At 36.3% G+C, this 25,467-nt stretch carries 29 protein-coding genes and 1 pseudogene; 25 read left to right on the forward strand and 5 right to left on the reverse strand.

Annotated features, from left to right (window positions below; genetic code table 11):
• Positions 1–27: 27 nt before the first annotated feature.
• From buk to RBB48_RS02660, 16 genes are all read left to right on the forward strand, one after another.
• Entirely contained in the window at positions 28–1,131 is a 1,104-nt protein-coding gene (gene buk, locus RBB48_RS02585) for a butyrate kinase (RefSeq protein ID WP_000056197.1), read from the forward strand.
• A gap of 4 nt (positions 1,132–1,135) precedes the next feature.
• Positions 1,136–2,557, forward strand: coding sequence for a dihydrolipoyl dehydrogenase (lpdA, locus tag RBB48_RS02590; protein ID WP_000090438.1), 1,422 nt, complete (start codon positions 1,136–1,138; stop codon positions 2,555–2,557).
• A 27-nt stretch (positions 2,558–2,584) separates the two neighbouring features.
• On the forward strand, positions 2,585–3,586 hold the full coding sequence (gene bfmBAA / locus RBB48_RS02595; protein WP_000852549.1) for a 3-methyl-2-oxobutanoate dehydrogenase subunit alpha: 1,002 nt from the start codon (positions 2,585–2,587) through the stop codon (positions 3,584–3,586).
• Positions 3,587–3,599: 13 nt separating this feature from the next.
• The gene (bfmBAB, locus tag RBB48_RS02600) at positions 3,600–4,583 is read left to right on the forward strand and encodes a 3-methyl-2-oxobutanoate dehydrogenase subunit beta (RefSeq protein WP_000290073.1); all 984 of its coding nucleotides are present in this window, start codon (positions 3,600–3,602) and stop codon (positions 4,581–4,583) included.
• Between the two features lie 15 nt (positions 4,584–4,598).
• On the forward strand, positions 4,599–5,915 hold the full coding sequence (locus RBB48_RS02605; protein ID WP_088064380.1) for a dihydrolipoamide acetyltransferase family protein: 1,317 nt from the start codon (positions 4,599–4,601) through the stop codon (positions 5,913–5,915).
• Positions 5,916–6,255: 340 nt separating this feature from the next.
• A complete protein-coding gene (locus RBB48_RS02610; protein ID WP_002143095.1) occupies positions 6,256–7,434 on the forward strand; it encodes an FtsW/RodA/SpoVE family cell cycle protein in 1,179 nt (392 codons plus the stop codon).
• A 106-nt stretch (positions 7,435–7,540) separates the two neighbouring features.
• Positions 7,541–8,245 (forward strand): DUF421 domain-containing protein, encoded by a 705-nt coding sequence (locus tag RBB48_RS02615; RefSeq protein WP_097915873.1) that lies wholly within the window; start codon positions 7,541–7,543, stop codon positions 8,243–8,245.
• A 69-nt stretch (positions 8,246–8,314) separates the two neighbouring features.
• Entirely contained in the window at positions 8,315–8,779 is a 465-nt protein-coding gene (locus RBB48_RS02620; RefSeq protein WP_087981839.1) for an NUDIX hydrolase, read from the forward strand.
• A 122-nt stretch (positions 8,780–8,901) separates the two neighbouring features.
• Complete coding sequence (locus tag RBB48_RS02625; RefSeq protein WP_306007362.1) at positions 8,902–9,309, forward strand: YjdF family protein; 408 nt, start codon at positions 8,902–8,904, stop codon at positions 9,307–9,309.
• 143 nt (positions 9,310–9,452) lie between these two features.
• Positions 9,453–9,866 carry a BrxA/BrxB family bacilliredoxin gene (locus RBB48_RS02630; RefSeq protein WP_002003484.1) on the forward strand — a complete coding sequence of 138 codons (414 nt, stop codon included), beginning with the start codon at positions 9,453–9,455 and terminating at the stop codon, positions 9,864–9,866.
• 401 nt (positions 9,867–10,267) lie between these two features.
• Positions 10,268–11,047, forward strand: a complete 780-nt coding sequence (locus RBB48_RS02635) for a transporter substrate-binding domain-containing protein (RefSeq protein WP_000735475.1) — start codon at positions 10,268–10,270, stop codon at positions 11,045–11,047.
• 36 nt (positions 11,048–11,083) lie between these two features.
• Positions 11,084–11,743, forward strand: coding sequence for an amino acid ABC transporter permease (locus RBB48_RS02640; RefSeq protein WP_001046922.1), 660 nt, complete (start codon positions 11,084–11,086; stop codon positions 11,741–11,743).
• Positions 11,736–12,458, forward strand: coding sequence for an amino acid ABC transporter ATP-binding protein (locus RBB48_RS02645; protein WP_087985156.1), 723 nt, complete (start codon positions 11,736–11,738; stop codon positions 12,456–12,458). The genes RBB48_RS02640 and RBB48_RS02645 overlap by 8 nt, the downstream gene beginning before the upstream one ends.
• 100 nt (positions 12,459–12,558) lie before the next feature.
• Positions 12,559–13,527, forward strand: a complete 969-nt coding sequence (locus RBB48_RS02650; RefSeq protein WP_000472675.1) for an aromatic acid exporter family protein — start codon at positions 12,559–12,561, stop codon at positions 13,525–13,527.
• Positions 13,528–13,542: 15 nt separating this feature from the next.
• Entirely contained in the window at positions 13,543–14,103 is a 561-nt protein-coding gene (locus RBB48_RS02655) for a L,D-transpeptidase (protein WP_001146549.1), read from the forward strand.
• Positions 14,104–14,236: 133 nt separating this feature from the next.
• On the forward strand, positions 14,237–14,476 hold the full coding sequence (locus RBB48_RS02660) for a DUF3894 domain-containing protein (protein ID WP_000281162.1): 240 nt from the start codon (positions 14,237–14,239) through the stop codon (positions 14,474–14,476).
• Between the two features lie 77 nt (positions 14,477–14,553).
• Here the strand turns inward: RBB48_RS02660 and prli42 are convergent, their stop codons facing one another.
• Positions 14,554–14,646, reverse strand: coding sequence for a stressosome-associated protein Prli42 (gene prli42, locus RBB48_RS02665; protein ID WP_000549038.1), 93 nt, complete (start codon positions 14,644–14,646; stop codon positions 14,554–14,556).
• Between the two features lie 190 nt (positions 14,647–14,836).
• Between prli42 and RBB48_RS02670 the strand changes: the two genes are divergently transcribed.
• Both RBB48_RS02670 and RBB48_RS02675 read left to right on the forward strand, forming a co-directional pair.
• On the forward strand, positions 14,837–15,382 hold the full coding sequence (locus RBB48_RS02670) for a GNAT family N-acetyltransferase (protein WP_002008488.1): 546 nt from the start codon (positions 14,837–14,839) through the stop codon (positions 15,380–15,382).
• A gap of 127 nt (positions 15,383–15,509) precedes the next feature.
• A complete protein-coding gene (locus RBB48_RS02675) occupies positions 15,510–16,628 on the forward strand; it encodes a tripeptidase T (protein ID WP_046957504.1) in 1,119 nt (372 codons plus the stop codon).
• A gap of 44 nt (positions 16,629–16,672) precedes the next feature.
• On the opposite strand, the gene RBB48_RS02680 is transcribed toward RBB48_RS02675, so the two are convergent.
• Entirely contained in the window at positions 16,673–16,873 is a 201-nt protein-coding gene (locus tag RBB48_RS02680; protein ID WP_046957503.1) for a hypothetical protein, read from the reverse strand.
• A gap of 143 nt (positions 16,874–17,016) precedes the next feature.
• Here RBB48_RS02680 and RBB48_RS02685 point away from each other — a divergent pair, with 143 nt between their 5' ends.
• Positions 17,017–18,255 (forward strand): DNA polymerase IV, encoded by a 1,239-nt coding sequence (locus RBB48_RS02685; RefSeq protein ID WP_046957502.1) that lies wholly within the window; start codon positions 17,017–17,019, stop codon positions 18,253–18,255.
• A 90-nt stretch (positions 18,256–18,345) separates the two neighbouring features.
• Positions 18,346–18,480: pseudogene (locus tag RBB48_RS31610) on the forward strand (DNA polymerase IV); the annotation flags it as partial.
• Positions 18,481–18,514: 34 nt separating this feature from the next.
• Here RBB48_RS31610 and RBB48_RS02690 read toward each other — a convergent pair.
• A complete protein-coding gene (locus RBB48_RS02690) occupies positions 18,515–18,766 on the reverse strand; it encodes a DUF3932 family protein (RefSeq protein WP_000656497.1) in 252 nt (83 codons plus the stop codon).
• Between the two features lie 189 nt (positions 18,767–18,955).
• On the opposite strand from RBB48_RS02690, the gene rnz reads away from it, so the two are divergent.
• The 3 genes from rnz to sdaAA all read left to right on the forward strand — a co-directional run bounded on the left by rnz (position 18,956) and on the right by sdaAA (position 22,181).
• Positions 18,956–19,879, forward strand: coding sequence for a ribonuclease Z (rnz, locus tag RBB48_RS02695; protein WP_000397451.1), 924 nt, complete (start codon positions 18,956–18,958; stop codon positions 19,877–19,879).
• 745 nt (positions 19,880–20,624) lie between these two features.
• Positions 20,625–21,284: an L-serine ammonia-lyase, iron-sulfur-dependent subunit beta gene (sdaAB, locus tag RBB48_RS02700; RefSeq protein ID WP_000877441.1), complete on the forward strand. Its 660-nt coding sequence runs from the start codon at positions 20,625–20,627 to the stop codon at positions 21,282–21,284.
• 18 nt (positions 21,285–21,302) lie between these two features.
• Positions 21,303–22,181, forward strand: a complete 879-nt coding sequence (gene sdaAA, locus RBB48_RS02705; RefSeq protein WP_000489470.1) for an L-serine ammonia-lyase, iron-sulfur-dependent, subunit alpha — start codon at positions 21,303–21,305, stop codon at positions 22,179–22,181.
• 52 nt (positions 22,182–22,233) lie between these two features.
• Here the strand turns inward: sdaAA and proI are convergent, their stop codons facing one another.
• Positions 22,234–23,073 carry a pyrroline-5-carboxylate reductase ProI gene (gene proI / locus RBB48_RS02710; RefSeq protein WP_000027261.1) on the reverse strand — a complete coding sequence of 280 codons (840 nt, stop codon included), beginning with the start codon at positions 23,071–23,073 and terminating at the stop codon, positions 22,234–22,236.
• Positions 23,074–23,238: 165 nt separating this feature from the next.
• Here proI and RBB48_RS02715 point away from each other — a divergent pair, with 165 nt between their 5' ends.
• Together RBB48_RS02715 and RBB48_RS02720 are read left to right on the forward strand one after the other, a co-directional pair.
• Positions 23,239–24,192, forward strand: coding sequence for an MBL fold metallo-hydrolase (locus tag RBB48_RS02715; RefSeq protein WP_000125142.1), 954 nt, complete (start codon positions 23,239–23,241; stop codon positions 24,190–24,192).
• Between the two features lie 9 nt (positions 24,193–24,201).
• Complete coding sequence (locus tag RBB48_RS02720; protein WP_097915881.1) at positions 24,202–24,996, forward strand: SDR family oxidoreductase; 795 nt, start codon at positions 24,202–24,204, stop codon at positions 24,994–24,996.
• A gap of 30 nt (positions 24,997–25,026) precedes the next feature.
• Here the strand turns inward: RBB48_RS02720 and RBB48_RS02725 are convergent, their stop codons facing one another.
• Complete coding sequence (locus tag RBB48_RS02725) at positions 25,027–25,212, reverse strand: YqzH family protein (RefSeq protein WP_001003210.1); 186 nt, start codon at positions 25,210–25,212, stop codon at positions 25,027–25,029.
• Positions 25,213–25,467 lie beyond the last annotated feature (255 nt).

Raw genomic sequence — 25,467 nt, forward strand, 5'->3', positions numbered from 1 at the left:
TTGAATTTATTAGTGGAGGTAGCAACAGTGTCTTTAAATCGAATTCTTGTTATTAATCCGGGTAGTACATCCACAAAAATTGGTGTTTTTGATAATGAAAGGCCCGTTTTAGAAGAAACTATTCGTCATGACGAAGAACAAATTGGAAAATATAAGAGAATTATCGATCAATATGAGTTTCGCAAAGAAACGATTTTAGAAGTTCTACATTCTCACGGTATTAACATTTCAAAGTTAAACGCAGTTTGTGGGCGTGGGGGATTACTTCGTCCAATCGAAGGCGGAACATACACAGTAAACGATTCGATGTTAGAAGATTTGAAAAATGGGTTTAGCGGTCATCATGCTTCAAACCTTGGAGGTATTTTAGCATATGAAATCGCTTCTGGATTAAATATTCCGGCATTCATAGTAGATCCTGTCGTTGTAGATGAAATGGAGCCGGTTGCTCGTATAAGTGGTATTGCTGGTATGGAACGTAAAAGTATTTTCCATGCATTAAACCAAAAAGCAGTTGCTCGTAAAGTGGCTGAAGAATTAAATCACAAATACGAGGATTTAAATTTATTAGTTACACATATGGGTGGCGGTATTACAGTTGGTGCTCATAAAAAAGGAAAAGTTATTGATGTGAATAACGGCTTAAACGGAGAAGGCCCATTTAGTCCAGAGCGTGCGGGTACAGTACCGGTAGGGCAATTAGTGGAGATGTGTTTCTCTGGTGAGTATTACCGTGACGAAATGGTTAAAAAACTTGTTGGACAAGGTGGACTTGTAAGCCTAATCGGTACAAATGATGCGATCAAAGTAGAACAAATGGTTGAAAAAGGTGATCCGGAAGCAACTCTTATTTATAAAGCAATGGCATATCAAGTTGCAAAAGAGATTGGCGGAGCTAGCGCTGTACTTCACGGGAAAATTGATGCAATCGTTTTAACTGGTGGGCTTGCGTACAGTAAAATTCTTGTTGATGAAATAAAAGAACGTGTTGACTGGATTGCAGATGTTATCGTACATCCAGGGGAAGATGAATTACAAGCATTAGCAGAAGGAGCACTTCGTGTATTACGTGAAGAAGAAGCGCCGAAAGAGTATGTTGTACGAGAAAAACAAACAGTAGCTAGGGGTTGAGATAATGGCAAGAGAATATGATTTAGTCATCGTTGGCGGCGGTACTGGTGGATATGTTGCTGCTATTCGAGCATCACAACTAGGTTTAAAAACTGCACTTGTTGAAAAAGAAAATCTTGGTGGTACTTGTTTGCACAAAGGATGTATTCCTAGTAAAGCTCTTTTACGTAGTGCGGAAGTATACGCAACTGCTAAAAAAAGCGAAGAGTTCGGAGTTATTGCAAGTAATGTAGAACTAAACTTTGCGAAAGTGCAAGAGCGTAAAGAGAAGATTGTAACGCAACTTCATAAAGGTGTTCAACACTTAATGAAACAAGGTAAAATTGATGTGTTTGAAGGTATCGGCCGTATTCTTGGCCCATCTATTTTCTCTCCAATGCCAGGGACAATTTCAGTTGAACTTGCAAGTGGAGAAGAGAATGAAATGTTAATTCCAAAAAATGTACTTGTTGCAACAGGTTCTCGTCCGAATTCGTTACCAGGTTTAGAATTAGACGGAGAGTATGTAATGTCTTCCGATCATGCCCTAAAAATGGAAACGCTTCCTAGCTCAATTATTATCGTTGGTGGCGGTGTAATCGGTATTGAGTGGGCATCTATGCTTGCTGACTTCGGTGTAGAAGTTACAGTATTAGAGTATGCGAAAACGATATTACCACTAGAAGATCAGGACGTTTCAAAAGAAATGCAACGTCTATTCAAGAAAAAAGGTATTAAAGTGGTAACTGGTGCAAAAGTATTACCAGAAACATTGGTAAAAGATAACGGAGTAACAATTCAAGCTGAACATAACGGTGAGAATAAAGAATTTAAAGCAGAAAAAATGCTTGTATCTGTAGGAAGACAAGCCAATACGCAAAATATTGGTTTAGAGAATACGGATATCGTTGTGGAAAAAGGATACATTCAAACAAATGAGTTTTATCAAACGAAAGAATCTCATATTTACGCAATCGGAGATGTAATCGGCGGCTTACAACTTGCTCACGTTGCTTCTCATGAAGGAATTGTTGCAGTGGAACATATTGCTGGTAAAGAAGTTACACCAATTGATTACTCTATGGTATCAAAATGCGTATATAGCAGTCCAGAAGTTGCTTCTGTCGGTTTAACAGAACAAGAAGCGAAAGAAAAAGGCTATAAGTTAAAAGTAGGTAAGTTCTCATTCCGTGCAATCGGAAAAGCACTTGTATACGGCGAATCAGATGGTTTCGTAAAACTTGTAGTTGATGAAGAAACAAATGACATTCTTGGTGTTCATATGATTGGACCACATGTAACAGATATGATTTCTGAAGCTGGTCTTGCAAGAGTACTTGATGCAACACCGTGGGAAGTAGCACATACAATTCATCCGCATCCATCATTATCTGAGGCGATTGGTGAAGCAGCATTAGCTGTAGATGGAAAAGCGTTACACGCATAAAAATGTGGATTTAGGAGGTTATGAAAAATGGCAGAAGTAAAAGAAAAGCGCCATGAAGAGCTTGGCTTAAGTGATGAGCAAGTATTAGAAATGTTCCGTACGATGTTACTTGCACGTAAAATCGACGAACGTATGTGGTTATTAAACCGTGCGGGTAAAATTCCATTCGTAATTTCTTGTCAAGGACAAGAGGCTGCACAAGTTGGAGCAGCATTCGCTCTTGATAGAGAGAAAGATTATGCATTACCATACTACCGTGATATGGGAGTTGTACTAGCGTTCGGTATGACAGCTAAAGAGCTTATGTTGTCTGCTTTCGCGAAAGCTGGAGATCCAAACTCTGGTGGTCGTCAAATGCCTGGTCACTTCGGTCAAAAGAAAAATCGTATTGTGACAGGATCATCTCCAGTAACAACGCAAGTACCACATGCAGTTGGTATTGCATTAGCTGGAAAAATGGAAAAGAAAGATTTAGTAACGTTTGTTACATTTGGAGAAGGTTCTTCAAACCAAGGTGACTTCCATGAAGGGGCAAACTTTGCTGGTGTACACAAACTACCTGTTATTTTCATGTGTGAAAATAATAAATACGCAATCTCTATTCCAGTTGAAAAACAATTAGCATGTAAAAACGTATCAGACCGTGCAATTGGTTACGGTATGCCTGGATATACAATAGACGGAAACGATCCACTTGCAGTATATAAAGCTGTAAAAGAGGCAGCAGACCGCGGCCGTCGTGGTGAAGGCCCAACTTTAATTGAAACAGTATCATATCGTTTAACAGCACATTCTAGTGACGACGATGATCGTGTTTATCGTGATAAAGAAGAAGTAGAAGAAGCAAAGAAAAAAGATTCAATCATAACATTTGCAGCTTATTTAAAAGAAGCTGGCGTGTTAACTGAGGAATTTGAAAAACAAATGTTAGACGAAATTATGCATATCGTAAATGAAGCAACAGAATATGCAGAAAATGCTCCGTATGCAGCACCTGAAGATGCATTGAAGCACGTATACGCAGAATAGGGGGGAACGTTTCATGGCTGTAATGTCTTATATTGATGCTATTACATTAGCAATGCGCGAAGAAATGGAACGCGATGAGAAAGTATTTGTTTTAGGTGAAGATGTTGGTAAAAAAGGTGGCGTATTTAAAGCGACACACGGATTATATGATCAATTTGGTGAAGATCGTGCGCTTGATGCACCGCTTGCAGAATCTGCAATTGCTGGGGTAGCAATTGGTGCGGCAATGTATGGTATGCGTCCAATCGCTGAAATGCAGTTTGCTGATTTCATCATGCCAGCAGTAAACCAAATTGTTTCTGAGGCAGCAAAAATTCGTTATCGTTCTAATAACGATTGGACTTGTCCAGTTACAATTCGTGCGCCATTTGGCGGCGGTGTTCACGGTGCATTGTATCATTCACAATCTGTGGAAGCGATGTTTGCGAACCAACCAGGTTTAAAAATTGTCATTCCTTCTACACCGTATGATGCAAAAGGTTTATTAAAAGCAGCAATTCGTGATGAAGATCCAGTATTATTCTTTGAGCATAAGCGTGCATATCGCTTAATTAAAGGTGAAGTGCCAGAGGATGATTACGTATTACCAATCGGAAAAGCAGATGTAAAACGCGAAGGTGATGATATTACTGTTATCACATACGGATTATGTGTTCACTTTGCTCTTCAAGCAGCTGAAAAGTTAGCGCAAGATGGCATCTCTGCACATGTTCTTGATTTACGTACTGTATATCCATTAGATAAAGAAGCAATCATTGAAGCAGCTTCTAAAACAGGTAAAGTTCTTCTTGTAACAGAGGACAATAAAGAAGGAAGTATTATAAGTGAAGTGGCAGCAATTATTGCTGAAAACTGTCTGTTTGATTTAGATGCGCCAATCGCACGTCTTGCAGGTCCAGACGTTCCAGCAATGCCATATGCACCAACAATGGAAAAATTCTTTATGGTAAATCCAGATAAAGTTGAAAAAGCAATGCGTGAACTTGCGGAATTTTAATCGGGGGGACTATACATGGCTGTAGAAAATATCACAATGCCTCAGCTCGGGGAGAGCGTTACAGAGGGTACAATTAGTAAATGGCTCGTTAATGTTGGCGATCATGTAAACAAGTATGATCCACTTGCAGAAGTAATGACTGATAAAGTAAATGCTGAAGTACCATCTTCTTTCACTGGTATTGTGAAAGAATTAATTGCTGGTGAAGGTGAGACGTTAGCTGTAGGTGAAGTAGTTTGTGTTATTCAAGTAGAAGGCGCAGATGAAGTAGCAGCGACAGCTGTTGAGGAAAAAACTAAAGAAGAACCAAAGTTAGAAGTAGCTACGTCTGAAAAAGCACCGAAAGCAAAACAACCAACTGATGGAAAACCACGTTTTTCACCAGCTGTTTTAAAACTTGCAGGTGAGCATAATGTTGATTTAGATTTAGTAGAAGGTACGGGAGCAAATGGCCGTATCACTCGTAAAGATATTTTAAAGCTAGTGGAATCTGGAAATATTCCGCAAGCAGGTGCGAAGAAAGAGGAAGCGGTAGCAGCAGTAGTAGAAGAGCGTCCAGAAGCACCAAAAGCAGCGCCAGTAGCACAAAAAGTAGAAACTGCAAAACCAGTTTCTGTACCAACAATGCCTGGCGATATCGAAATTCCAGTAACAGGTGTGCGTAAAGCAATTGCAGCGAACATGTTACGTAGTAAACACGAAGCGCCACATGCTTGGATGATGATTGAAGTAGATGTGACAAACCTTGTGTCATACCGTAATTCAATTAAAGGTGATTTCAAAAAGCGCGAAGGCTTTAATTTAACGTTCTTTGCTTTCTTCGTAAAAGCAGTAGCGCAAGCGTTAAAAGAGTATCCTCAAATCAATTCAATGTGGGCTGGCGATAAGATCGTTCAGAAGAAAGATATTAACCTTTCTATCGCTGTTGCAACAGAGGACGAACTATTTGTACCAGTAATTAAACACGCGGATGAGAAGACGATTAAAGGTATCGCTCGTGAAATTACAGAGCTTGCAGGAAAAGTACGTACGAAATCGTTAAAAGCGGACGAAATGCAAGGTGGAACATTTACAATTAATAACACAGGATCATTTGGTTCTGTTCAATCTATGGGTATTATTAATTATCCACAAGCGGCTATTTTACAAGTTGAATCAATTGTAAAACGCCCAGTAATTATGGATAATGGTATGTTCGGTGCTCGCGACATGGTTAACTTATGTTTATCACTTGATCATCGTGTACTAGATGGCTTAATTTGTGGTAAGTTCTTAGGACGTGTAAAAGAAATTTTAGAAAATACGTCAGAAAATAATACATCTGTATATTAATAAAAAGCTCGCTTATGCGAGCTTTTTATCATCTTATTTCTTCATCTACATCCTACTATATGTATAATATCTTCCCCAGTAATCTTACAATGAACGATTATGTATTAGGAATTTATGAAAATACATTGCTGATATATGGTATATGGATATAAAATAAGAAAAGAATAATTTTTTTGGCAAATCTTACTGACGAAACTGTAGTATAATATATTGTATTGTATGAAAAAGAGAGTTATTCTATATAAGTGTTTTATAGATAATGTGTAATCAGTCGTCAAAACATGAAGAATGTTGACTCCTGGTTTTTTATTTTGCTGTAACAATGTTTCAGGAGGATGTCATGAAAAGAAGTACCGAGTTTCTAAAAAGTTTAGATGTAAAATTAATATTAATTTTGTTAGCATTATGTGTTACAAGTATAACTGCTATATATAGCAGTCAGCAAACTGGGCAATATGGGGCTGAGAATTTTGCTCTGAAACAAGGTGTTAACTACATAATTGGGATTGTAATGTTACTTCTTGTTGCAAGTGTTGATTCAGATCAGCTACAAAAACTATCTTGGCCATTGTATATTGCTACATTTGCTTCGATTATTTTGTTGAAGATATTACCAGTTTCAAACTTTACACCTGAAATACTTGGGGCGAAAAGATGGTTTAGGTTTCCGGTAATTGGATCTATTCAACCGTCGGAGTTTTTCAAAATTGCTCTGGTTATGTTAGTAGCAAATTTAGCAGTAAAGCATAATGCACAGTATATGGTTCGAACATTTAAAACAGACCTAATATTAATAGGAAAGGTAATGTTAGTAGCTATTCCTCCTACGGCTGTTGTATATAGCCAACCGGATACAGGTATGGTGTTCTTATATGCTGCTGCAATTGCATGTATTTTATTTATGTCAGGTATTCAGAAGAAATTGATAGCGTTATGTACAATTATTCCGGTGACCATAGTATCTGCGTTAATATTTATTTACGTAAGGTATGAGGATTTCTTCTTTAATAATTTAGTTACTTTACTAAAACCTCACCAACAATCACGTATTTTAGGTTGGCTAGATCCATTTGAACATACAGATCAAGGTTATCAAACACAGCAATCGATCTTAGCTGTAGGTAGTGGCGGTATGGAAGGGAAAGGATTTGGCGAAGGGAACGTCTATATCCCTGAGAAGCATACTGACTTTATTTTTGCTACAATTGCCGAAGAAGGTGGATTTATCGTAGCAGCGTTAGTTGTATTCTTGTTCCTATTACTACTATATCGAACAATTATTATCGGTTATTCTGCTGATAATTTATTCGGTACATTATTATGTGCTGGATCAATCGGAATATTAACGGTTCAAATATTCCAAAACATCGGTATGATCGTTGGATTAATGCCTGTAAAAGGGATTGCATTACCTTTCTTATCGTATGGGGGAAGTTCCTTATTCTCAAATATGATTATGATGGGTCTTATATTATCGGTACGGAAAACGTATAAAAAGTATATGTTTTCTGTTAAGTAAAAAAGCTGGTTCGTGTAAAAACGAACCAGCTTTTTTACATATATGCTCTTAAACGTTGCAAACTAAAACAGAATAGCAGTTTGAGACGGGTAAGGAGTGCAAAGTGATGCATATGCATATTTTTGAAGGGGCACGGCATCTATCTAATAGTGAATGGGTTATTCGGGCTATTATAGCATACATATTTTTAATATTAGTTGCGAAGGCGATGGGTCAAAGATCCATCGCACAACTTCGTTTTTTAGATGTTGTATTAGTGTTATTGCTTGGTGGGAATATTTCTAATGCATTATCTGATGAAAAAGTGGGATTACTCGGTTCGATGATTACAACGTTCATACTCGTTGTACTTCACATTATAAGCTCAGTCTTAATGTTGAAATGGGATAGATGGAGACGCTTTTTAGAGCCAGCACCTATTATTCTTATACACAATGGTTCCATTGATTTTAGCAATTTGAAAAAAGCGAGAATTACGGTGGAATATTTATTTTCGGAACTTCGTATGCGAAATGTGAGCGATATTCAAACGATTAAATTAGCATTGTGGGAAGCGAATGGTGTTGTTTCTATATTTCAGTATCCAGAATATGAAGCAGTTTCGCGGCTTGATCTGAAAGTGGCGGGAAGAAGATCTCCAGTTTCTTTTGTATTAGTAAAGGATGGAAGGATTCAGCAAGATGTTCTAGCTTTAGTAGGAAAAACAGAAGAGTGGGCGAGAGAATTTCTAGAGAAGAGTGCAGAAGTCGAATCCATTATGTTAGCTACAGTAGATGAAGCTCATAAAATAAATATTTTGTTAAAAAAATGAAAAATATACGCATTTTGTCGTTTCATACATATGATACAATAGTGTGGACAACGAAAAAGGAGGGATACGATGGGATATGTAGAGGAGTTACGAAAAGTAGTTGGTCATCGCCCTTTAATTTTAGTTGGTGCTGTTGTACTCGTTATAAATGAAAATGGGGATGTTTTATTGCAGCAAAGAACAGAGCCTTACGGAAAATGGGGATTGCCTGGCGGATTAATGGAGCTTGGCGAATCACCAGAAGAAACAGCTTGCCGTGAAGTATATGAAGAGACAGGAATAGAAGTGAAGAACCTGCGATTAATTAATGTATTTTCGGGAGCGAACTATTTTACAAAACTAGCAAATGGTGATGAGTTTCAATCTGTCACAACAGCTTATTATACGGATGAATACGAAGGGAACTTTGTTATGAACAAAGAAGAAGCGGTTCAGCTTACATTCTTCCCGCTAACAGAACTACCTGACTATATTGTAGGATCGCATAAAAAAATGATTGGTGAATATATGAAGATTATGGAAAAAGAGATATAATAATAGTGAAAGAAATACAAAAACACAGTTCTGGTCGGTAGTCCAGACGCATGATTTCATGTCAGTAACCTTCCCCTCCGGGATGTCCAGTATTTCTAATTTTTTTAAAGGAGGGGCTGTCAATGGATTTGACAGTATATCACGATGGTCAATTTTTCGTAGGAATTATTACGCATAAAGAAAAAGGAAAATTGTATGGAGCAAGGTATATTTTTGGAACGGAGCCGTCAGACGAAGAAGTACTTATATTTGTGAATGGTCCAATGTTAGCATATTTCCAGCACGTTGCAAAATGCGGTGTGGAAGTGAAAGAAAAACAGCGTCCAAAAAATATAAAACGTATCATACGACAAGCGGCAAAAGAAGTAAATGTAAAACGTTTTACTAAGGCACAAGAGGCAATTAGCTTATCTTATGAACTGCATAAACAAGAAAAGAAAGTGCAGTCTAAAGAGAAGCGAGAAGCTGAAAAACAAAGAAGACGTTTAATTAAAGTACAAAAAGCAAAGCAAAAGCATCGTGGCCATTAAGAAAAGGTGTTAGAGCAAGAGCTCTAACACCTTTTCTATACCCAAATACAAGTAAACTTACTTGTATTTCATAAACATTAACTGGTAAGATACAAATAGATAGTTTTAGAGGAGGGAAAAGATTGATTAATTTTAACTTTTTTATGAATGATGTTGTCCGCCAAGCACGTGAAGAGATTGTCTCTGCTGGATATACAGAATTGACGACGCCGGAAGCAGTAGAAGAAGCGTTTAAAAGAAATGGAACAACACTTGTAATGGTAAACTCTGTATGTGGTTGTGCAGGTGGTATTGCTCGTCCTGCTGCTGCGCATTCCGTACATTATGATAAACGTCCTAACCATCTTGTAACGGTGTTTGCAGGTCAAGATAAAGAAGCAACTGCAAAAGCTCGTGAATATTTCGAAGGATATCCACCTTCTTCTCCATCATTCGCTTTATTAAAAGATGGAAAAATTGTAACGATGGTAGAACGTCATGAAATTGAAGGTCATGAACCAATGCAAGTTATTGCAAAACTACAATCTTATTTCGAAGAGAATTGTGAAGAACTATAAAGTGAAACTTTAATCAGTGGGGCGCATCCCCCCACTGATTATCAGCCCTCACCAATCGGGCTTCTACGGGCAGTTGATTCCCCATCCAACGTCTTTGTTTTCGCTGAATTTTGAGGTGGGGGTTTTACTGCCCACAAATAGCGAGGGAAATATAAATGAAAAGGCGGTACATCCACAATGAAGTGGATGTACCGCCTTTTTTTATTTAGTATTAAAATTTATAGGACATGCATAGTTGTGTTATTTTATGCATTGTTTTATGCATTATAAACGTTATTAATATTGTTATTTTATTTATTTTTATTTTATATATTGCATAAAAATGAAAGTGCTGATACAATACAAACATCGAATAAATATTCTATTAAACTTTTAAATATACATTATTAGGGGGAAGAAAGATGAAGAAGTTATTATCAATATCGTTTGCACTTATTTTAATTGTAAGTATGTTCAGTGCTTGTAGTAATGGGGAAGAAAAGGCTACTGGAAAAAATAAGAAAGTACTGGTTATGGGGACTTCAGCAGATTATAAACCATATGAATACGTAGAAGCCTCAAAAAGTGATGAAATTATCGGCTTTGATGTTGATGTTGCTAAATATATCGGAAAAGAACTTGGTTATGAAGTGAAAGTGAAAGATATGGATTTTGGTGGTTTATTAGCATCTCTTAGCTCAGGAAAAGTTGATTTCGTAATGGCAGGTATGACGCCAACGGCAGAGCGTAAAAATAATGTTGATTTCACGGATATATATTTTGTTGCGAAAAACATGGTCGTTTCTAAAAAGGATTCTAATATTCAATCTGTAGAGGATTTAAAAGGGAAAAAAGTAGGGGTACAAACAGGATCTATCCAAGAAGAGAAAGCAGCAGAATTTAAAAAACAAGTAGATTTCAAAGTTGAGGGACGTGACCGTATACCAGAAATCGTACAAGAAATTAAAGCTGGTCGTTTTGACGCTGCAATTATAGAAGACACAGTTGCTAAAAATTATTTAGAAAAAATGAAAGAATTACAAGGAATTGAAATTAAAGAAGCACCAGAAGAAGTAGGAGCAGCAATTGCCCTTCCGAAAAACAGTGATAAAACAGCAGAATTTAATAAAGTAATTAAAAAAATGCAAGAAAATGGAGAAATGGATAAATTAGTGAAGAAATGGTTTGGCAGCGAGAAGTAAGCTGCCTTTCACTTTTCTGTGAGGGGAATGAAAAGAATGAACTTAGATTTTTCGGCGATTACGCCTTCGATACCATATATACTAAAAGGCCTAGAAGTTACTTTAAAAATTGTAGCAGTATCAGCGTTAGTTGGGTTTATTTTAGGAACGTTATTAGCGCTTTGCAAAATTGCTAGAATACGAGCATTAAATATAGCGGCAGATTTTTATACATCAATTTTCCGTGGTACACCACTTGTATTGCAATTAATGATTATTTATTTCGGTGTCCCGCAAATAATTGGTTATGAAATACCAGCATTCGTAGCAGCTGTATTAGCATTTAGCTTAAATTCAGGTGCATATATGTCAGAGGTAATTCGTGCCGGCATTCAAGCGGTTGATAAAGGACAAACAGAAGCAGCGATGGCTTTAGGGATTCCTTACGGGAAAATGATGCGAAATATCATTTTCCCTCAAGCATTAAAAAATATATTACCAGCGCTTGTGAACGAGTTTGCGACACTTACGAAAGAATCGGCTGTAGTAACAGTAATAGGAGCGACCGATTTAATGCGCCGTGCTTACATTGTAGGCGGTGAGACGTTTAAATATCTTGAACCATTACTTTTTGTTGGACTAATTTATTATATGTTAGTCATTATTCTTACATTAGTCGGGAAGGCAATTGAAGGGAGAATGAAGAAAAGTGATTAAAATTGAAAACCTTCATAAATCATTTGGAAAAAACGAAGTATTAAAAGGGATTACAACAACGATTGAAAAAGGGGAAGTAGTAGCAATTATTGGACCGTCTGGATCAGGGAAATCAACATTTTTACGTTGTATGAATGTGCTAGAAGCACCGACAAATGGTCACATTTGGATTGGAACAGAAGAAGTAACGAATCCGAAAACGAATATTATGCACGTTCGTGAAAATGTCGGAATGGTATTTCAGCATTTTCACCTATTTCCTCATATGACTGTATTAGAAAATATTACGTATGCTCCTATCAATGTAAAAGGAGTAACGAAACAAGAAGCTGACAAGAAAGCCGAGAAACTTTTAGAAAAGGTCGGTTTATTAGATAAAAAAGATACGTATCCCAATCGTCTTTCAGGAGGACAAAAGCAACGTGTAGCAATTGCGAGAGCGTTAGCGATGGAACCAGAAGTTATGTTATTTGATGAACCAACATCAGCACTAGATCCAGAGATGGTAAAAGAAGTGTTAGAAGTTATGAAATCATTAGTTACGACAGGAATGACAATGGTGATTGTTACACATGAAATGGGATTTGCAAAAGAAGTAGCAGATCGTGTGCTCTTTTTAGATGGTGGAAAGCTTGTAGAAGATAGCGCGCCAACAGAATTTTTTGTAGCACCGAAAAGTGAACGTGCGCAACAATTTTTACAAAAAATATTGTAATATGTAAAGGTTGCGTGAATAATAAGTAGAAAAGGATGACATTGTGTCATCCTTTTTTTATACTAACTGTAAATACGTTTATACATATAGGAGCAATGCTATGTTCAAAATTGGATACCGTACAGTAAAAACAGCAATAGGGACAGGCGCAGCAGTTTTTATTGCGCAGTTATTAGGATTAGAATTTTATAGTTCAGCGGGCATTTTAGTTATATTATGTGTACAAAATACGAAACGTAAATCACTTCAAGTGTCGTTACATCGTTTTTTAGCTTGTGTATTATCAATGGTATTCGCGTTTTGTATTTTTGAAACAATTGGATATACACCACTTGCAATTAGTATATTATTACTTACATTTATTCCGACTGCAGTTATGCTTAAAATTCAAGAAGGTATTGTCACGAGTTCAGTTATTGTGATGCATCTATATTCATTGAAACAAATTACATGGCTTATTGTTGGGAATGAAATTGCGATATTAACGATAGGAATTAGCGTGGCTTTATTAGTGAATATGTATATGCCAAGTAGTGAAAATAAGCTAAAAGAGTATCAGGATACAATAGAAAGTAATTTTAAAACAATTTTGTTTGAAATGGTCGTGTATTTACGAAACAGAGAAAGTAGCTGGAGCGGGGCAGAACTTATTGAAACTGAAAATATGCTAAATGAAGCAAGGGATTTATCGTTTAAGAAACTTGAGAATGCATTTATGCGAGAAGATGGCTATTACTATCGTTATTTTAATATGCGCATGCAACAATTCGAAATTTTAGAACGGATGATACCATTAGCAGCTTCTTTATCATGGACATATGAACAAGCTGATATGATTGCGGATGTGGTTGAAAACATTGGAAATGCTATTAGCCCTGAGAGTACTGGGGTTATTTCCTTAAGACAGCTTCAAGAAATGAGAGAATTATTTAGAGACATGCCATTGCCCGTTACACGTGAAGAATTTGAGATACGTGCGAAGCTTGTTCAACTTGTATATGAAATGGAACAATATTTACTCATTAAAAGCCGTTTTAAGGGAAAGGATAATATAAAAGAACTTATATAGAAGGTAGGAATTATTATGCCGTATCTTCTCTCTTTCATATTATGTCTTTCTTTATCGCCTATTTGGCCTCTTGGTGACAATCCACGTGCCGGAGATCCTTTTATTATTGTAAATAAAGCGACGAATAAACTAGCTTATATTGACGATGGAAAGATTCAAAAGGTTTTTCCAGTAGCGACAGGGAAAACAAATGAATTAACTCCAGAGGGAACTTTTGATGTTGTAATGAAAGCGAAGGATCCGTATTATATTGCGAAGGATATTCCAGGTGGGTCACCGAAAAATCCACTTGGGTCAAGGTGGATTGGATTTAATGCAAGAGGAACTGATGGAAGTAAATATGGAATACATGGAACAAACCAACCTAGTTCAATTGGAAAGTATATTTCACAAGGATGTATAAGAATGAAGAAAAACGATGTGGAGTATTTATTTGACCGCATTCCAATTGGAACGAAAGTATGGATTGTGAAGTCGAAAAAATCATTTCAGCAATTGGCAAAACAAAAAGGAGCCATTGCATATGAAAAAGCCAACGAAAAGGTTGGCTTTTTCTACTGTAATAAGTTGTCTTGACATGTGTACATAACCATGAGTTAATGAGAGTATAGAAAGATAAAGTGAAACTTTAATCAGTGGGATGTTTATTACCCGCGGATTATCAGCCCTCACCAATCGGGATAAAAAATTAGATAAAGGGGTTGCTCATATGTACTTGAATCCAAAAATTTCGTATATGCAATTTTTTATGGGATTTCTATTTGTTATTACATTCATATTGGCAACTTTTAATATATGTTCTTATCTTGTAGCAATTGTATGTATGGCATTACTCAATCTTACTTTTGTTATTGGAGCATTTCAGCAGAAACAATATACAAGTTTTATAACAGCACTTGTAATGTCATTTTCCTTTAGTATTGTAGCGATTGTGCTTTATATAAAATAAACCATCTCGATATCGAGATGGTTTATTTTATTATGTTATGTGTAAAAAGTAAAAAAAGGACGAACACATCGTCCTTTTTACCAAAACATACTTGCGCCAGCAAGTAATGTTGTTACAAGCATAGAAATTAGCATTACATAAATCATAACTTTTTGAGCTTTTTTATGCATCGTTAAACCTCCTTGCAAATCAGTACAATATCATTGTAACGAGAAATGATATTGTGGACAAGGGGAGAGAAGTGACAAAATTCGAGAAGTGCGTGTAAAGTATAACAGGAAATTTGTATGTATGTAGAGAATATATAATTAATGATAGAGTATAAGTTTTTTGTTATGCAAGCTGAAGAATGGAGATACGATGATGAAAATATATGAAACAAATCGTTTACATTTAAGGGAAATTGATGAGTCGTATGCTGAAAAAGTTCTTCAATATTACGACAGAAATCGTGAATTTTTAAAAGCTTGGGAAGAGTATAGACCGGATGATTTTTTTACGTTAGATTATCAGAAGAAAAAGTTACAAAAGGATAGAAAAGAGTTTGCAGAAGGTAAAATCATTAGGCTTTGGATTTTTAAAAAGGGTGATGATACGAAAATAATTGGATGTATTTCATTTAATTTAATTGTTCGCGGAATTTATCAATCTTGTGTACTCGGCTATAAATTAGATAAGGCTGAGTTAAACAAAGGTTATACGACAGAAGCACTTAGAAAAGCGATTCAAGTTGCTTTTGAGGAATTTCAGTTACATCGTATAGAAGCACCGATTATGCCACGAAATTTAGCATCTATACAAGTAGTGACGAAGATAGGCTTTCAATATGAGGGCGTGTCTAGGAAAATGTTAATGGTTAATGGAGTATGGGAAGATCATATGCGCTGGGTATTGTTAAATGAGTAATAGAAAGCAGATGGTTATCTAGACATATAAACCGTCTGTTTTTTGTCTTGTATTTCGAAACTTTTGCGAAATTCTGTTATAATTAATAGTGTTACATACATAATGGTAGTGCAGGAGGCGCAGTCTTATGATTAATCAAGAACGTTTAGTAAATGAATTTATGGAATTAGTACAAGTAGATTCTGAAACGAAATTTGAAGCAGAAATTTGCAAAGTATTAACAAAGAAATTTACAGATTTAGGTGTAGAAGTATTTGAAGATGACACAATGGCTGTTACTGGGCATGGTGCGGGTAATTTAATTTGTACATTACCTGCAACAAAAGATGGTGTTGATACAATTTACTTTACTTCTCATATGGATACAGTAGTTCCTGGTAATGGAATTAAGCCTTCTATTAAAGATGGATATATCGTATCAGATGGTACTACGATTTTAGGTGCGGATGATAAAGCAGGATTAGCATCCATGTTCGAAGCAATCCGTGTTTTAAAAGAGAAAAATATCCCTCATGGTACAATTGAATTTATTATTACAGTTGGAGAAGAATCTGGTCTTGTTGGTGCAAAAGCATTAGATCGTGAGCGCATTACAGCGAAATACGGCTATGCATTAGATAGCGATGGAAAAGTTGGTGAAATCGTTGTTGCAGCTCCAACACAAGCGAAAGTGAATGCGATTATTCGTGGGAAAACAGCTCATGCTGGTGTAGCACCAGAAAAAGGTGTATCTGCAATTACTATCGCAGCGAAAGCAATTGCGAAGATGCCACTTGGTCGTATTGATTCTGAAACTACGGCAAATATTGGACGTTTTGAAGGTGGTACACAAACAAATATCGTTTGCGATCATGTACAAATCTTTGCGGAAGCGCGTTCTTTAATCAATGAAAAAATGGAAGCACAAGTTGCGAAAATGAAAGAAGCATTTGAAACAACTGCAAAAGAAATGGGTGGTCATGCAGACGTTGAAGTAAACGTTATGTACCCAGGATTTAAATTTGCTGAGGGCGATCACGTTGTAGAAGTTGCAAAACGTGCAGCTGAAAACATTGGTCGTACACCTTCTCTTCACCAAAGTGGTGGCGGAAGTGATGCAAACGTAATTGCAGGACACGGTATTCCAACAGTTAACTTAGCGGTTGGTTATGAAGAAATTCATACAACAAACGAAAAGATTCCTGTTGAAGAATTAGCAAAAACAGCGGAATTAGTTGTCGCAATTATTGAAGAAGTAGCAAAGTAATGTAATAGAAAAAGCGTGTAAATCACAATTGATTTACACGCTTTTTATTTTGATTCGATTGCTTTTACAAGGCGGATCAGCCAATACAAGAAAATCCATGGCAATATATAAGTTGTTGCTATATGTACTAGGCGAGGGAAGAATCCAAACGTATTAATATTAAAAATAGGAAGCAGTAAATAATTAATGGCTATGATTAATATAATCACAAGGAACGTATAGTTGAGTTTATTAGTTGATTTCATCATAATCACCCCTTTTGTAGTTTTATACATTTTATGTAAATTATATCAAATGTATAAAAGGAAAAGAACAAGTAATTATTATAACTATTATGCAAAATTTGATATAATGAAAGAACGAACGTTCTGATTAGGGAGTGAGTACTATGCGAGAAATGTATCCGAAAAATGGTCGTGTTATTTTGCATGTAGATATGAATTGTTTTTTCGCATCTGTTGAAATTGCTCATGACCCATCATTACAAGGGAAGCCGTTAGCAGTTGCTGGAAATGAAAAAGAAAGAAAAGGAATTATCATAACATGTAGTTATGAGGCAAGAGACTATGGAATACGTACAACGATGCCTCTTTGGGAAGCAAAAAGGTTATGCCCGCAATTAGTTGTAATGCGTCCTAATTTTACATTATATCGTGAAGCTTCATTTCAAATGTTTCAAATTCTTTCCCGTTTTACGGAAAAAATACAACCAGTCTCTATAGATGAGGGGTATTTAGATATTACAGATTGCTACGCACTCGGTTCACCTCTTGAAATAGCAAAGATGATTCAGCAGGCGTTATTAACAGAGTTACAACTTCCGTGTAGCATCGGAATTGCTCCTAACCTTTTCCTAGCAAAAACAGCTTCTGATATGAAAAAGCCTCTCGGTATTACCGTGCTTCGAAAACGAGATATTCCAGAAATGATTTGGCCACTTCCGGTTGGAGCGATGCATGGAATTGGAGAAAAAACAGCTGAAAAATTAAATGATATTCATATACAAACAATTGAGCAGTTAGCAAAAGGAAACGAACATATCATTCGCGCTAAAATTGGAAAGCATGGTGTTGATTTACAACAGCGGGCAAAAGGTATGGATGATAGGGAAGTTGATCCGAGTCAAATGGGACAACATAAAAGTGTCGGTAATTCGATGACTTTTTCAAAGGATATGGATGAAGAGAAAGAATTACTTGATATGTTAGAACGGCTATCAAAATCAGTGAGTAAAAGATTACAAAAGCGAACTCTTGTCAGCTATAATATTCAAATTATGATTAAATATCATGATAGGCGGACAGTAACGCGGAGTAAGCAATTGAAAAATGCGATTTGTGAAGAACGAGATATTTTTCAGGCAGCATCTCGTTTATGGAAGCAACATTGGGACGGTGATTCCGTTCGTTTACTAGGTGTTACAGCTACTGAAATAGAGTGGAAGACAGAATCGGTGAAACAATTAGATTTGTTTTCATTTGAAGAAGATGCGAAAGAAGAGCCGCTACTTGCTGTCATCGATCAAATTAATGATAAGTATGGAATGCCGATTTTACAACGAGGTAGTCAATTATTACGTAAGCAAGAAAAGTCTTTTCAGCAAAAATTAGAAAATAAGTTTATGTAGAAGGTGTCATGACGTAGTAAATATCATGACACCTTTTATTTTTACAATTAACTATGAAATTTTTTACTATAAAGTTTTTATAGAAAATAAATTGTTTCTTTTGCACTTCAAGCAAAGGAATTATTAAATAAATTAAGTGAAAGGATAAATTTAGATGAGTTTGATAGAAGTATGTATAAAGATCTTGGGGCGGAATATGCCGATTTGCTAAATAAGTATAAATAAAAAAGCACTGTAACCAGTGCTTTTTTATGATAGATTAAGAGATTGTAACATTTTCAAAAATAACAATTTCTGAACTGTTTGTTGTTGAAACGCGTTGTGCGTAATATGTTAAAGCTGAAGAAATATATGTTGGTAATGAATCATTTGTATGTGTTGTTGTATATTCATGGATTAATTCTTTCAAAGTCGTCCATTCTAATTGTGCTGGGTGATCGGACACGAAAGAACTTACCCAGCGATCAAATGAAGATGAAAAATCAGTTTGTAAACGAAATGCTTCTTTCATAATAAAACGCTCCCTTAAAATGTAGTATAATCATTTTAACATAAAACACGAACGATTACTAAGTTTTTTGAGTATAACGTTCGTGATATATAGTTGTCTAGATGATTGGTTATGTAAATTCGATTTGCCATTTGAAATAACATTCCGTAAGATGAAAGGTAGATTATATAAAGAGCTGGAGGAAAGAAAGTGGAATTTGTATTTTTAGGAACTGGTGCAGGTGTTCCTTCGAAAGGAAGGAACGTTTCGGCAATTGCTTTGCAATTGTTAGAAGAACGAGGACAGACTTGGTTATTTGATTGTGGCGAGGCGACGCAACATCAAATATTACATACATCAGTACGCCCACGCCGCATTGAAAAAATATTTATTACGCATTTACATGGTGATCATATTTTTGGCTTGCCTGGTTTATTAGGAAGCCGTTCATTTCAAGGAGGGACTACACCTTTAACAGTGTATGGACCAAAAGGAATTAAACAATTTATTGAAGTGGCATTATCAGTAAGTACGACACATGTAAAATATCCACTTGAAATTGTGGAGATAACAGAAGAAGGTACTGTATTTGAAGATAATGAATTTCACGTGGAAACGAAAAGATTGTCACATGGTATTGAATGTTTTGGGTATCGTATTGTAGAGAAAGATATACAAGGTGCTCTTTTAGTCGATAAATTGCTGGAGATGGGTGTGAAACCTGGCCCGCTCTTTAAACGTTTAAAAGATGGAGAAGTAGTTGAATTAGAAAATGGTACGATACTAAATGGAAAAGACTTTATTGGTCCACCTCAAAAGGGAAGAATTATTACCATTTTAGGTGATACAAGATATTGTGAAGCGAGTAGAGAGCTGGCACAAGACGCTGACGTACTTGTTCATGAAGCCACTTTTGCAGCAGAAGATGAACAACAAGCGTATGATTATTTTCATTCTACATCTAAGCAAGCTGCGAGTATTGCACTTCAGGCAAATGCAAAACGATTAATATTGACTCATATTAGTTCTCGTTATCAAGGAGATACATATAAGGAATTATGGAAAGAGGCAAGAGAGCTATTTTCTAATACAGAAATAGCTACGGATTTGAAATCATTTCCAGTAGATAGATAATAATGGTGTGAAAAAATGGTGACGAAAGGTTGCCATTTTTTTATTTCTAAAAAAAATTTAAAATAAAACTGTTATCATTTTATGTTTATATTGGATGAAACAGAAAGTTTTAATGATGTGAAGAGATAGGATAAAAATACATAGTACCGATTGTTTAGAAAAACTGTTATATAAGTCAGACGACATACGAGTGGTACAAATAGCAAAAATGTATTGTTATTCAGAACTTTTAAAATTTATTAAAAGTAAGCGTTTTATTAAAAACAAGCTATAATGAGGGCAGATTATAATTTATTGTAGGCTACATGCGTTTTAGCCATTTGTCGTAACAAGTGGAGTTGACTAAATCGTGAGAGGGAAACATGAGAATTATAAATAAGAAGGATATTACTATTATTTGTACTAAGTCTTTTTTCACTTTTTAGCTTTAAAGCACTAAAAGGCATGAAAGCAATGGGAGTTTCACTTGTTTATGCTATCCTTGTAAGGGGTTCTGTGTTAAACTTTGGATTGCCACCAGACTTTATTCTGGATTAGCTTATATTATTTTTAAATGAAGGTAATGCTAAGTTTCTTATTTATTATGATAATTGGTATTATTTCAGGATATATTGTTTCACTGTTATTCAAAAACTATCCAATTCGTATAGCGTAACAAATTCGTCGTACAACTGGAAAAGCAACCGATTCGGTAGCTTAATAGAATAGTAAAAAATTTTTGCATAGAGGTTTAGGGGGAGTTATGATGAAGTATCGCTCAGTATTTGATATTATTGGTCCAGTTATGATTGGTCCATCAAGTTCACATACAGCAGGCGCAGCAAGAATGGGGCAAGTTGCTCGCCAGCTGTTTCGTCATGAACCAGAAAGAGTAAGCATTTCATTATATGGATCATTTGCAAAGACGTATCGAGGGCATGGTACGGATGTAGCATTGATCGGTGGAATATTAGGGTTTGAAACAGATGATTTACGTATTCCAGAGGCGCTAGACATAGCAAAAGAGCGCAAAATCGAAGTAGAATTCATTGAAGAAGATGCAAATGCACCTCACCCAAATACAGCGAGAATTCGTTTGTATAAAGGTGAAGAAGAAATTGAAGTTGTTGCTTGCTCAATTGGTGGCGGTAAAATTGAAGTTGTAGAATTAAACGGATTCGATCTTCAATTAACAGGCACGAGTCCAGCACTACTTATTGTAAATAACGATCGCTTCGGTGCTATTGCAGCAGTAGCTTCAATCCTTGCGAAACATGAAATTAACATTAGTACAATGAGTGTTTCTCGTAAAGAAAAAGGAAGAAGAGCGCTTATGGTTATCGAAACAGATGAATTATTAGCAGATGAAGTGATTGAAGAAATAAACGCGCAACAAAATATTTGTCAAGTAACTATTATGGAATAATTGCAGGGGGGACACACCATGTTTCGGAACGCAGCGGAACTAGTGGCGCAAGCTAAAGAACAAAATGTAAAAATCGCAGAAATTATGATTCAATGTGAAATGAAAACAAGAAGTATTTCACGTGAAGAAGTAATTGCTGGTATGGAAAAGAACTTAGTCGTGATGGAGCAAGCAGTAGAACGTGGTATTCGCGGAGTGAAATCACCAACTGGTTTAACTGGCGGAGATGCTGTAAAAGTTCAGGCGTATATGAATAGCGGAAAAGGCTTATCTGGAGATACGATTTTGGACGCGGTGAGTAAAGCTGTTGCAACAAATGAAGTAAACGCAGCGATGGGAATTATTTGTGCAACACCAACAGCAGGGTCTGCTGGAACAGTGCCAGGTGTACTGTTTGCACTGCAAGAAAAATTACAGCCGACACGCGAAGAGATGATCGAATTTTTATTTACAGCAGGAGCTTTCGGTATGGTTGTTGCGAATAATGCTTGTATTTCCGGCGCGGCAGGAGGTTGCCAAGCTGAAGTAGGTTCAGCAAGTGGAATGGCAGCAGCAGCAGCAGTTGAGATGGCTGGTGGAACACAAGATCAAGCAGCTACAGCGATGGCGATTTCATTAAAGAATATGCTTGGTTTAGTATGTGATCCTGTTGCAGGGCTTGTAGAAGTACCTTGTGTAAAACGTAATGCAGCAGGAGCTGCGAATGCGATGATTTCAGCTGATTTAGCATTAGCTGGCGTAACGAGTACAATTCCATGTGATGAAGTGATTGAGGCGATGTTTAGAATCGGACAAACGATGCCAGTAGCACTTCGTGAAACAGCTGAAGGTGGACTTGCAGCAACACCAACTGGTCGCCGTCTGCAAGAAGAGATTTTTGGGAAGACTAATAACTAAACAATATATGTTAATAAAAAAATGGGGCTCAAGTAAAATTGAGCTCCATTTTTTATTTTTCTTTTGTTAGTTGTTCTAATGTTTTCCCAAGATTATGTGATCGTTGTGTAGCCTGTGTAATACAAGAAATAAGTGCTTGTTGAAATTTATGTTCTTGTAATACTTCAATGCCTGCTTCGGTCGTTCCGCCAGGAGAAGTAATTTCCTTTCGCAAAACAGAAGGGTGTTTTTCACTTGCTTTTAGCATTTCAGCAGCACCAATCATCGTCTGAAGAATAAGTGACTTTGCAACATCTTCTTTTAAACCAATTGTTTTTGCGGCTTCTTCCATCGCTTCCACTACGTAATAAATATAAGCAGGCCCACTTCCAGATAATGCAGTGACAGCATGCATATCTTCTTCCTCTACAACAGAGACGAGACCGATTGTTTCAAATAAAGCTATGGCAGTCTGAATATGTTCCGCTGTTGCATGTTTTGAAGGCGAGATAGCAGTAGCTGATTTTAAAATAGCTGCAGATGTATTTGGCATCGCACGAATAATCGGAACATCTTTTTGAAGCAGGTTTCTAATCGAGTGAGTAGAAACACCTGCTAATAAGGAAATAATAAGCAGGTTATTATGTATATCTTCTTTAAAAGGAGTAAGTGCTTCTGCAACATCCTTTGGTTTCATTGCTAGAAAAAGAATAGTTGTATCAGTAAGTAGCTCTTTTTTATTATGCGTACCTTTGACGCCATATTTTTTATGTAGCTCCTGCAATCTTGTCTCGTTAGAACGATTACTTACGGTAATTTGTTCGCCTTTCACAACATTTGCATGTAACAAGCCACCAATAATAGCTTCAGCAATAGAGCCTGCACCGAGAAAGGAAATGTTTTGAATAGACATGATGTTCCTCCTTTAAATTTGGTTAGAAATTCTTATAAATGTACATACATTCGTTTTTTTATAGGAAACACCTCTTTTTATCTGAAAATAATGACAAATATATATAGAAGTTGTAAACTGAAGAAGTATTCATTTTTGAACCGGAAAGAGACAGGGGGGCTAAGCATGACGGCGATTCACCGAATGGAGATTCCTGTGCCATTTGCAGTTGAAACTGTGAATGTGTTTTTAGTTGAGGGGGAGACATTAACATTAATTGATACAGGGACGAATACAGAAGAGGCAAGAAGTGCGTTAGAAAGGCAATTAGGTACATTAGGATATGCGATAGAAGATATTAAAACAGTAGTCATTACGCATCATCATGCGGATCATTGTGGGCTTTTAAATATATTTTCTGAGAAAACGAACATTATTGGACATCCTTGGAATGAGCCTTGGATCACGCAAAATCCAGAATTTTTAAAGCGGTATCATGAGTTTTTTAGAGAGACAGCTTTGCAATTTGGTGTTCCAGCGGCATTTTTGAAAGACGAGGCGTTATTGACGACGAAGACACTTAAATATTCTTGTAATAGATCGTTAACGCATACTGTGAGAGAGGGAGATCGTATTGATTCTTTACCTGGGTTTACAGTAATCGAAACACCAGGTCATGCTTCCACTCATATTTCATTATATAGAGAATCTGATGGAATATTAATTGGCGGGGATGCTCTCATTAGCCATATTTCTTCGAATCCCATATTAGAACCACCATATGAAGGACAAACAGAAAGGGCGCGCCCGTTATTACAATATAATCAAACGTTAAAGCGTTTAAGTGAAATGAATATTTCGCGCATTTTATCAGGACATGGAGAAGATGTTCTAAATGTGAAACAACTTATTGAAACGAGATTACAAAAGCAAGAAACACGTGCGTTTAAAGTGCTTGAGTTATTAAAGGAAAAACCAATGACAGCATTTGAAGTATGTGTAAAACTATTTCCGGTATTATATAAGGAGCAATTGCCGCTTACTATTTCAGAAACTGTTGGACAATTAGACTTTTTAGCATATAATCAACAAGTGATGATTGATGAATCTTCGCAACAATTGATTTATTATGCAAAGTAGGTGACAGCAATGACGGGACGTTTACAAGATAAAGTAATCGTCATTACAGGTGCTTCTAGTGGAATTGGAGAGCAAGTTGCAATGCAAGTTGCAGAGCAGGGGGCGACTCCAGTATTAATGGCTAGAACAGAAGAGAAATTAAAAGTGTTAGCAGAGAAAATTAAAGAAACTTATAATACGCCTTGCTATTATTATGTATTAGACGTAAGTGAAGAGATGGAAGTACAATCTATTTTTTCAAAGGTATTACAAGAAGTGGGACGTATTGATATATTAGTAAACAATGCGGGATTTGGTATTTTTAAAACATTTGAAGATGCGTCAATGGATGAAGTGAAAGATATGTTCCAAGTAAATGTATTTGGATTAGTAGCTTGTACGAAAGCGGTACTACCCTATATGGTGAAAAGAAACGAAGGACATATTATTAATATTGCTTCACTTGCTGGGAAAATTGCAACTCCAAAATCGAGTGCGTATGCAGCGACGAAACATGCAGTATTAGGATTTACGAATAGTTTACGCATGGAGTTGTCTAGTACAAATATTTTCGTAACAGCGATTAATCCAGGTCCGATAGATACAAACTTTTTTGAAATAGCGGATCAATCCGGTACATATGTGAAAAATATGGGACGGTACATGTTAAAACCAACATATGTAGCAGAGCAAATCGTAAAATCGATGCAAACGAAAAAGCGTGAAGTAAACTTACCGAAGTGGATGGGCATTGGTCCGAAACTTTATGTACTATTCCCAGGTTTATTTGAGCGTATTGCAGGTAAATCATTAAGTAAAAAATAGGAGATTTCCATATGGAAATCTCCTATTTTTTTATTTTCCAGTCACATAATCGTAAACGATATCCTCAACTGCCTCGTATACATCAATTTCAGTATTTGAATGAATTATCGTTTGAATATGTTTAATTAGCATTTCCTGATCCTCATTTGACATAGGATTACATTGATATTGTTGAAAACTTTTTATGATCATTTTCTCAATTAATTTTTCATTCATGTTTTTCCCTGCCTGTATGTACATATGTATTGTTTTACCCGGCTATTTGCCGGGCAGTAAAACTCCCACCTTAAAATTCGGCTAGAGCAAAGAAGTTAGGTGGGAGATCGACTGCCCCTAAACGCCCGATTGGTGTGGGCTAATAATCAGTGGGGATGAACAAAACCCCACTGATTATAGTTTCACTTTATTGTACTTGAAGTGAAATGAAAAAACTACTATACATTATTTTTGTATAAAAATTCAATTGTGTAT

This window comes from Bacillus sp. MMSF_3353, assembly GCF_030733445.1.
Classification (GTDB): domain Bacteria; phylum Bacillota; class Bacilli; order Bacillales; family Bacillaceae_G; genus Bacillus_A; species Bacillus_A wiedmannii.

Coding starts and splice junctions, on each gene's coding strand:
- lpdA (WP_000090438.1), top strand. CDS start 1,136: ATGGCAAGAGAATATGATTTAGTCATCGTTGGCGGCGGTACTGGTGGA.
- bfmBAA (WP_000852549.1), top strand. CDS start 2,585: ATGGCAGAAGTAAAAGAAAAGCGCCATGAAGAGCTTGGCTTAAGTGAT.
- bfmBAB (WP_000290073.1), top strand. CDS start 3,600: ATGGCTGTAATGTCTTATATTGATGCTATTACATTAGCAATGCGCGAA.
- RBB48_RS02605 (WP_088064380.1), top strand. CDS start 4,599: ATGGCTGTAGAAAATATCACAATGCCTCAGCTCGGGGAGAGCGTTACA.
- RBB48_RS02610 (WP_002143095.1), top strand. CDS start 6,256: ATGAAAAGAAGTACCGAGTTTCTAAAAAGTTTAGATGTAAAATTAATA.
- RBB48_RS02615 (WP_097915873.1), top strand. CDS start 7,541: ATGCATATGCATATTTTTGAAGGGGCACGGCATCTATCTAATAGTGAA.
- RBB48_RS02620 (WP_087981839.1), top strand. CDS start 8,315: ATGGGATATGTAGAGGAGTTACGAAAAGTAGTTGGTCATCGCCCTTTA.
- RBB48_RS02625 (WP_306007362.1), top strand. CDS start 8,902: ATGGATTTGACAGTATATCACGATGGTCAATTTTTCGTAGGAATTATT.
- RBB48_RS02630 (WP_002003484.1), top strand. CDS start 9,453: ATGAATGATGTTGTCCGCCAAGCACGTGAAGAGATTGTCTCTGCTGGA.
- RBB48_RS02635 (WP_000735475.1), top strand. CDS start 10,268: ATGAAGAAGTTATTATCAATATCGTTTGCACTTATTTTAATTGTAAGT.
- RBB48_RS02640 (WP_001046922.1), top strand. CDS start 11,084: ATGAACTTAGATTTTTCGGCGATTACGCCTTCGATACCATATATACTA.
- RBB48_RS02650 (WP_000472675.1), top strand. CDS start 12,559: ATGTTCAAAATTGGATACCGTACAGTAAAAACAGCAATAGGGACAGGC.
- RBB48_RS02655 (WP_001146549.1), top strand. CDS start 13,543: ATGCCGTATCTTCTCTCTTTCATATTATGTCTTTCTTTATCGCCTATT.
- RBB48_RS02660 (WP_000281162.1), top strand. CDS start 14,237: ATGTACTTGAATCCAAAAATTTCGTATATGCAATTTTTTATGGGATTT.
- prli42 (WP_000549038.1), bottom strand. CDS start 14,646: ATGCATAAAAAAGCTCAAAAAGTTATGATTTATGTAATGCTAATTTCT.
- RBB48_RS02670 (WP_002008488.1), top strand. CDS start 14,837: ATGATGAAAATATATGAAACAAATCGTTTACATTTAAGGGAAATTGAT.
- RBB48_RS02675 (WP_046957504.1), top strand. CDS start 15,510: ATGATTAATCAAGAACGTTTAGTAAATGAATTTATGGAATTAGTACAA.
- RBB48_RS02680 (WP_046957503.1), bottom strand. CDS start 16,873: ATGAAATCAACTAATAAACTCAACTATACGTTCCTTGTGATTATATTA.
- RBB48_RS02685 (WP_046957502.1), top strand. CDS start 17,017: ATGCGAGAAATGTATCCGAAAAATGGTCGTGTTATTTTGCATGTAGAT.
- RBB48_RS02690 (WP_000656497.1), bottom strand. CDS start 18,766: ATGAAAGAAGCATTTCGTTTACAAACTGATTTTTCATCTTCATTTGAT.
- sdaAB (WP_000877441.1), top strand. CDS start 20,625: ATGAAGTATCGCTCAGTATTTGATATTATTGGTCCAGTTATGATTGGT.
- sdaAA (WP_000489470.1), top strand. CDS start 21,303: ATGTTTCGGAACGCAGCGGAACTAGTGGCGCAAGCTAAAGAACAAAAT.
- proI (WP_000027261.1), bottom strand. CDS start 23,073: ATGTCTATTCAAAACATTTCCTTTCTCGGTGCAGGCTCTATTGCTGAA.
- RBB48_RS02715 (WP_000125142.1), top strand. CDS start 23,239: ATGACGGCGATTCACCGAATGGAGATTCCTGTGCCATTTGCAGTTGAA.
- RBB48_RS02720 (WP_097915881.1), top strand. CDS start 24,202: ATGACGGGACGTTTACAAGATAAAGTAATCGTCATTACAGGTGCTTCT.
- RBB48_RS02725 (WP_001003210.1), bottom strand. CDS start 25,212: ATGAATGAAAAATTAATTGAGAAAATGATCATAAAAAGTTTTCAACAA.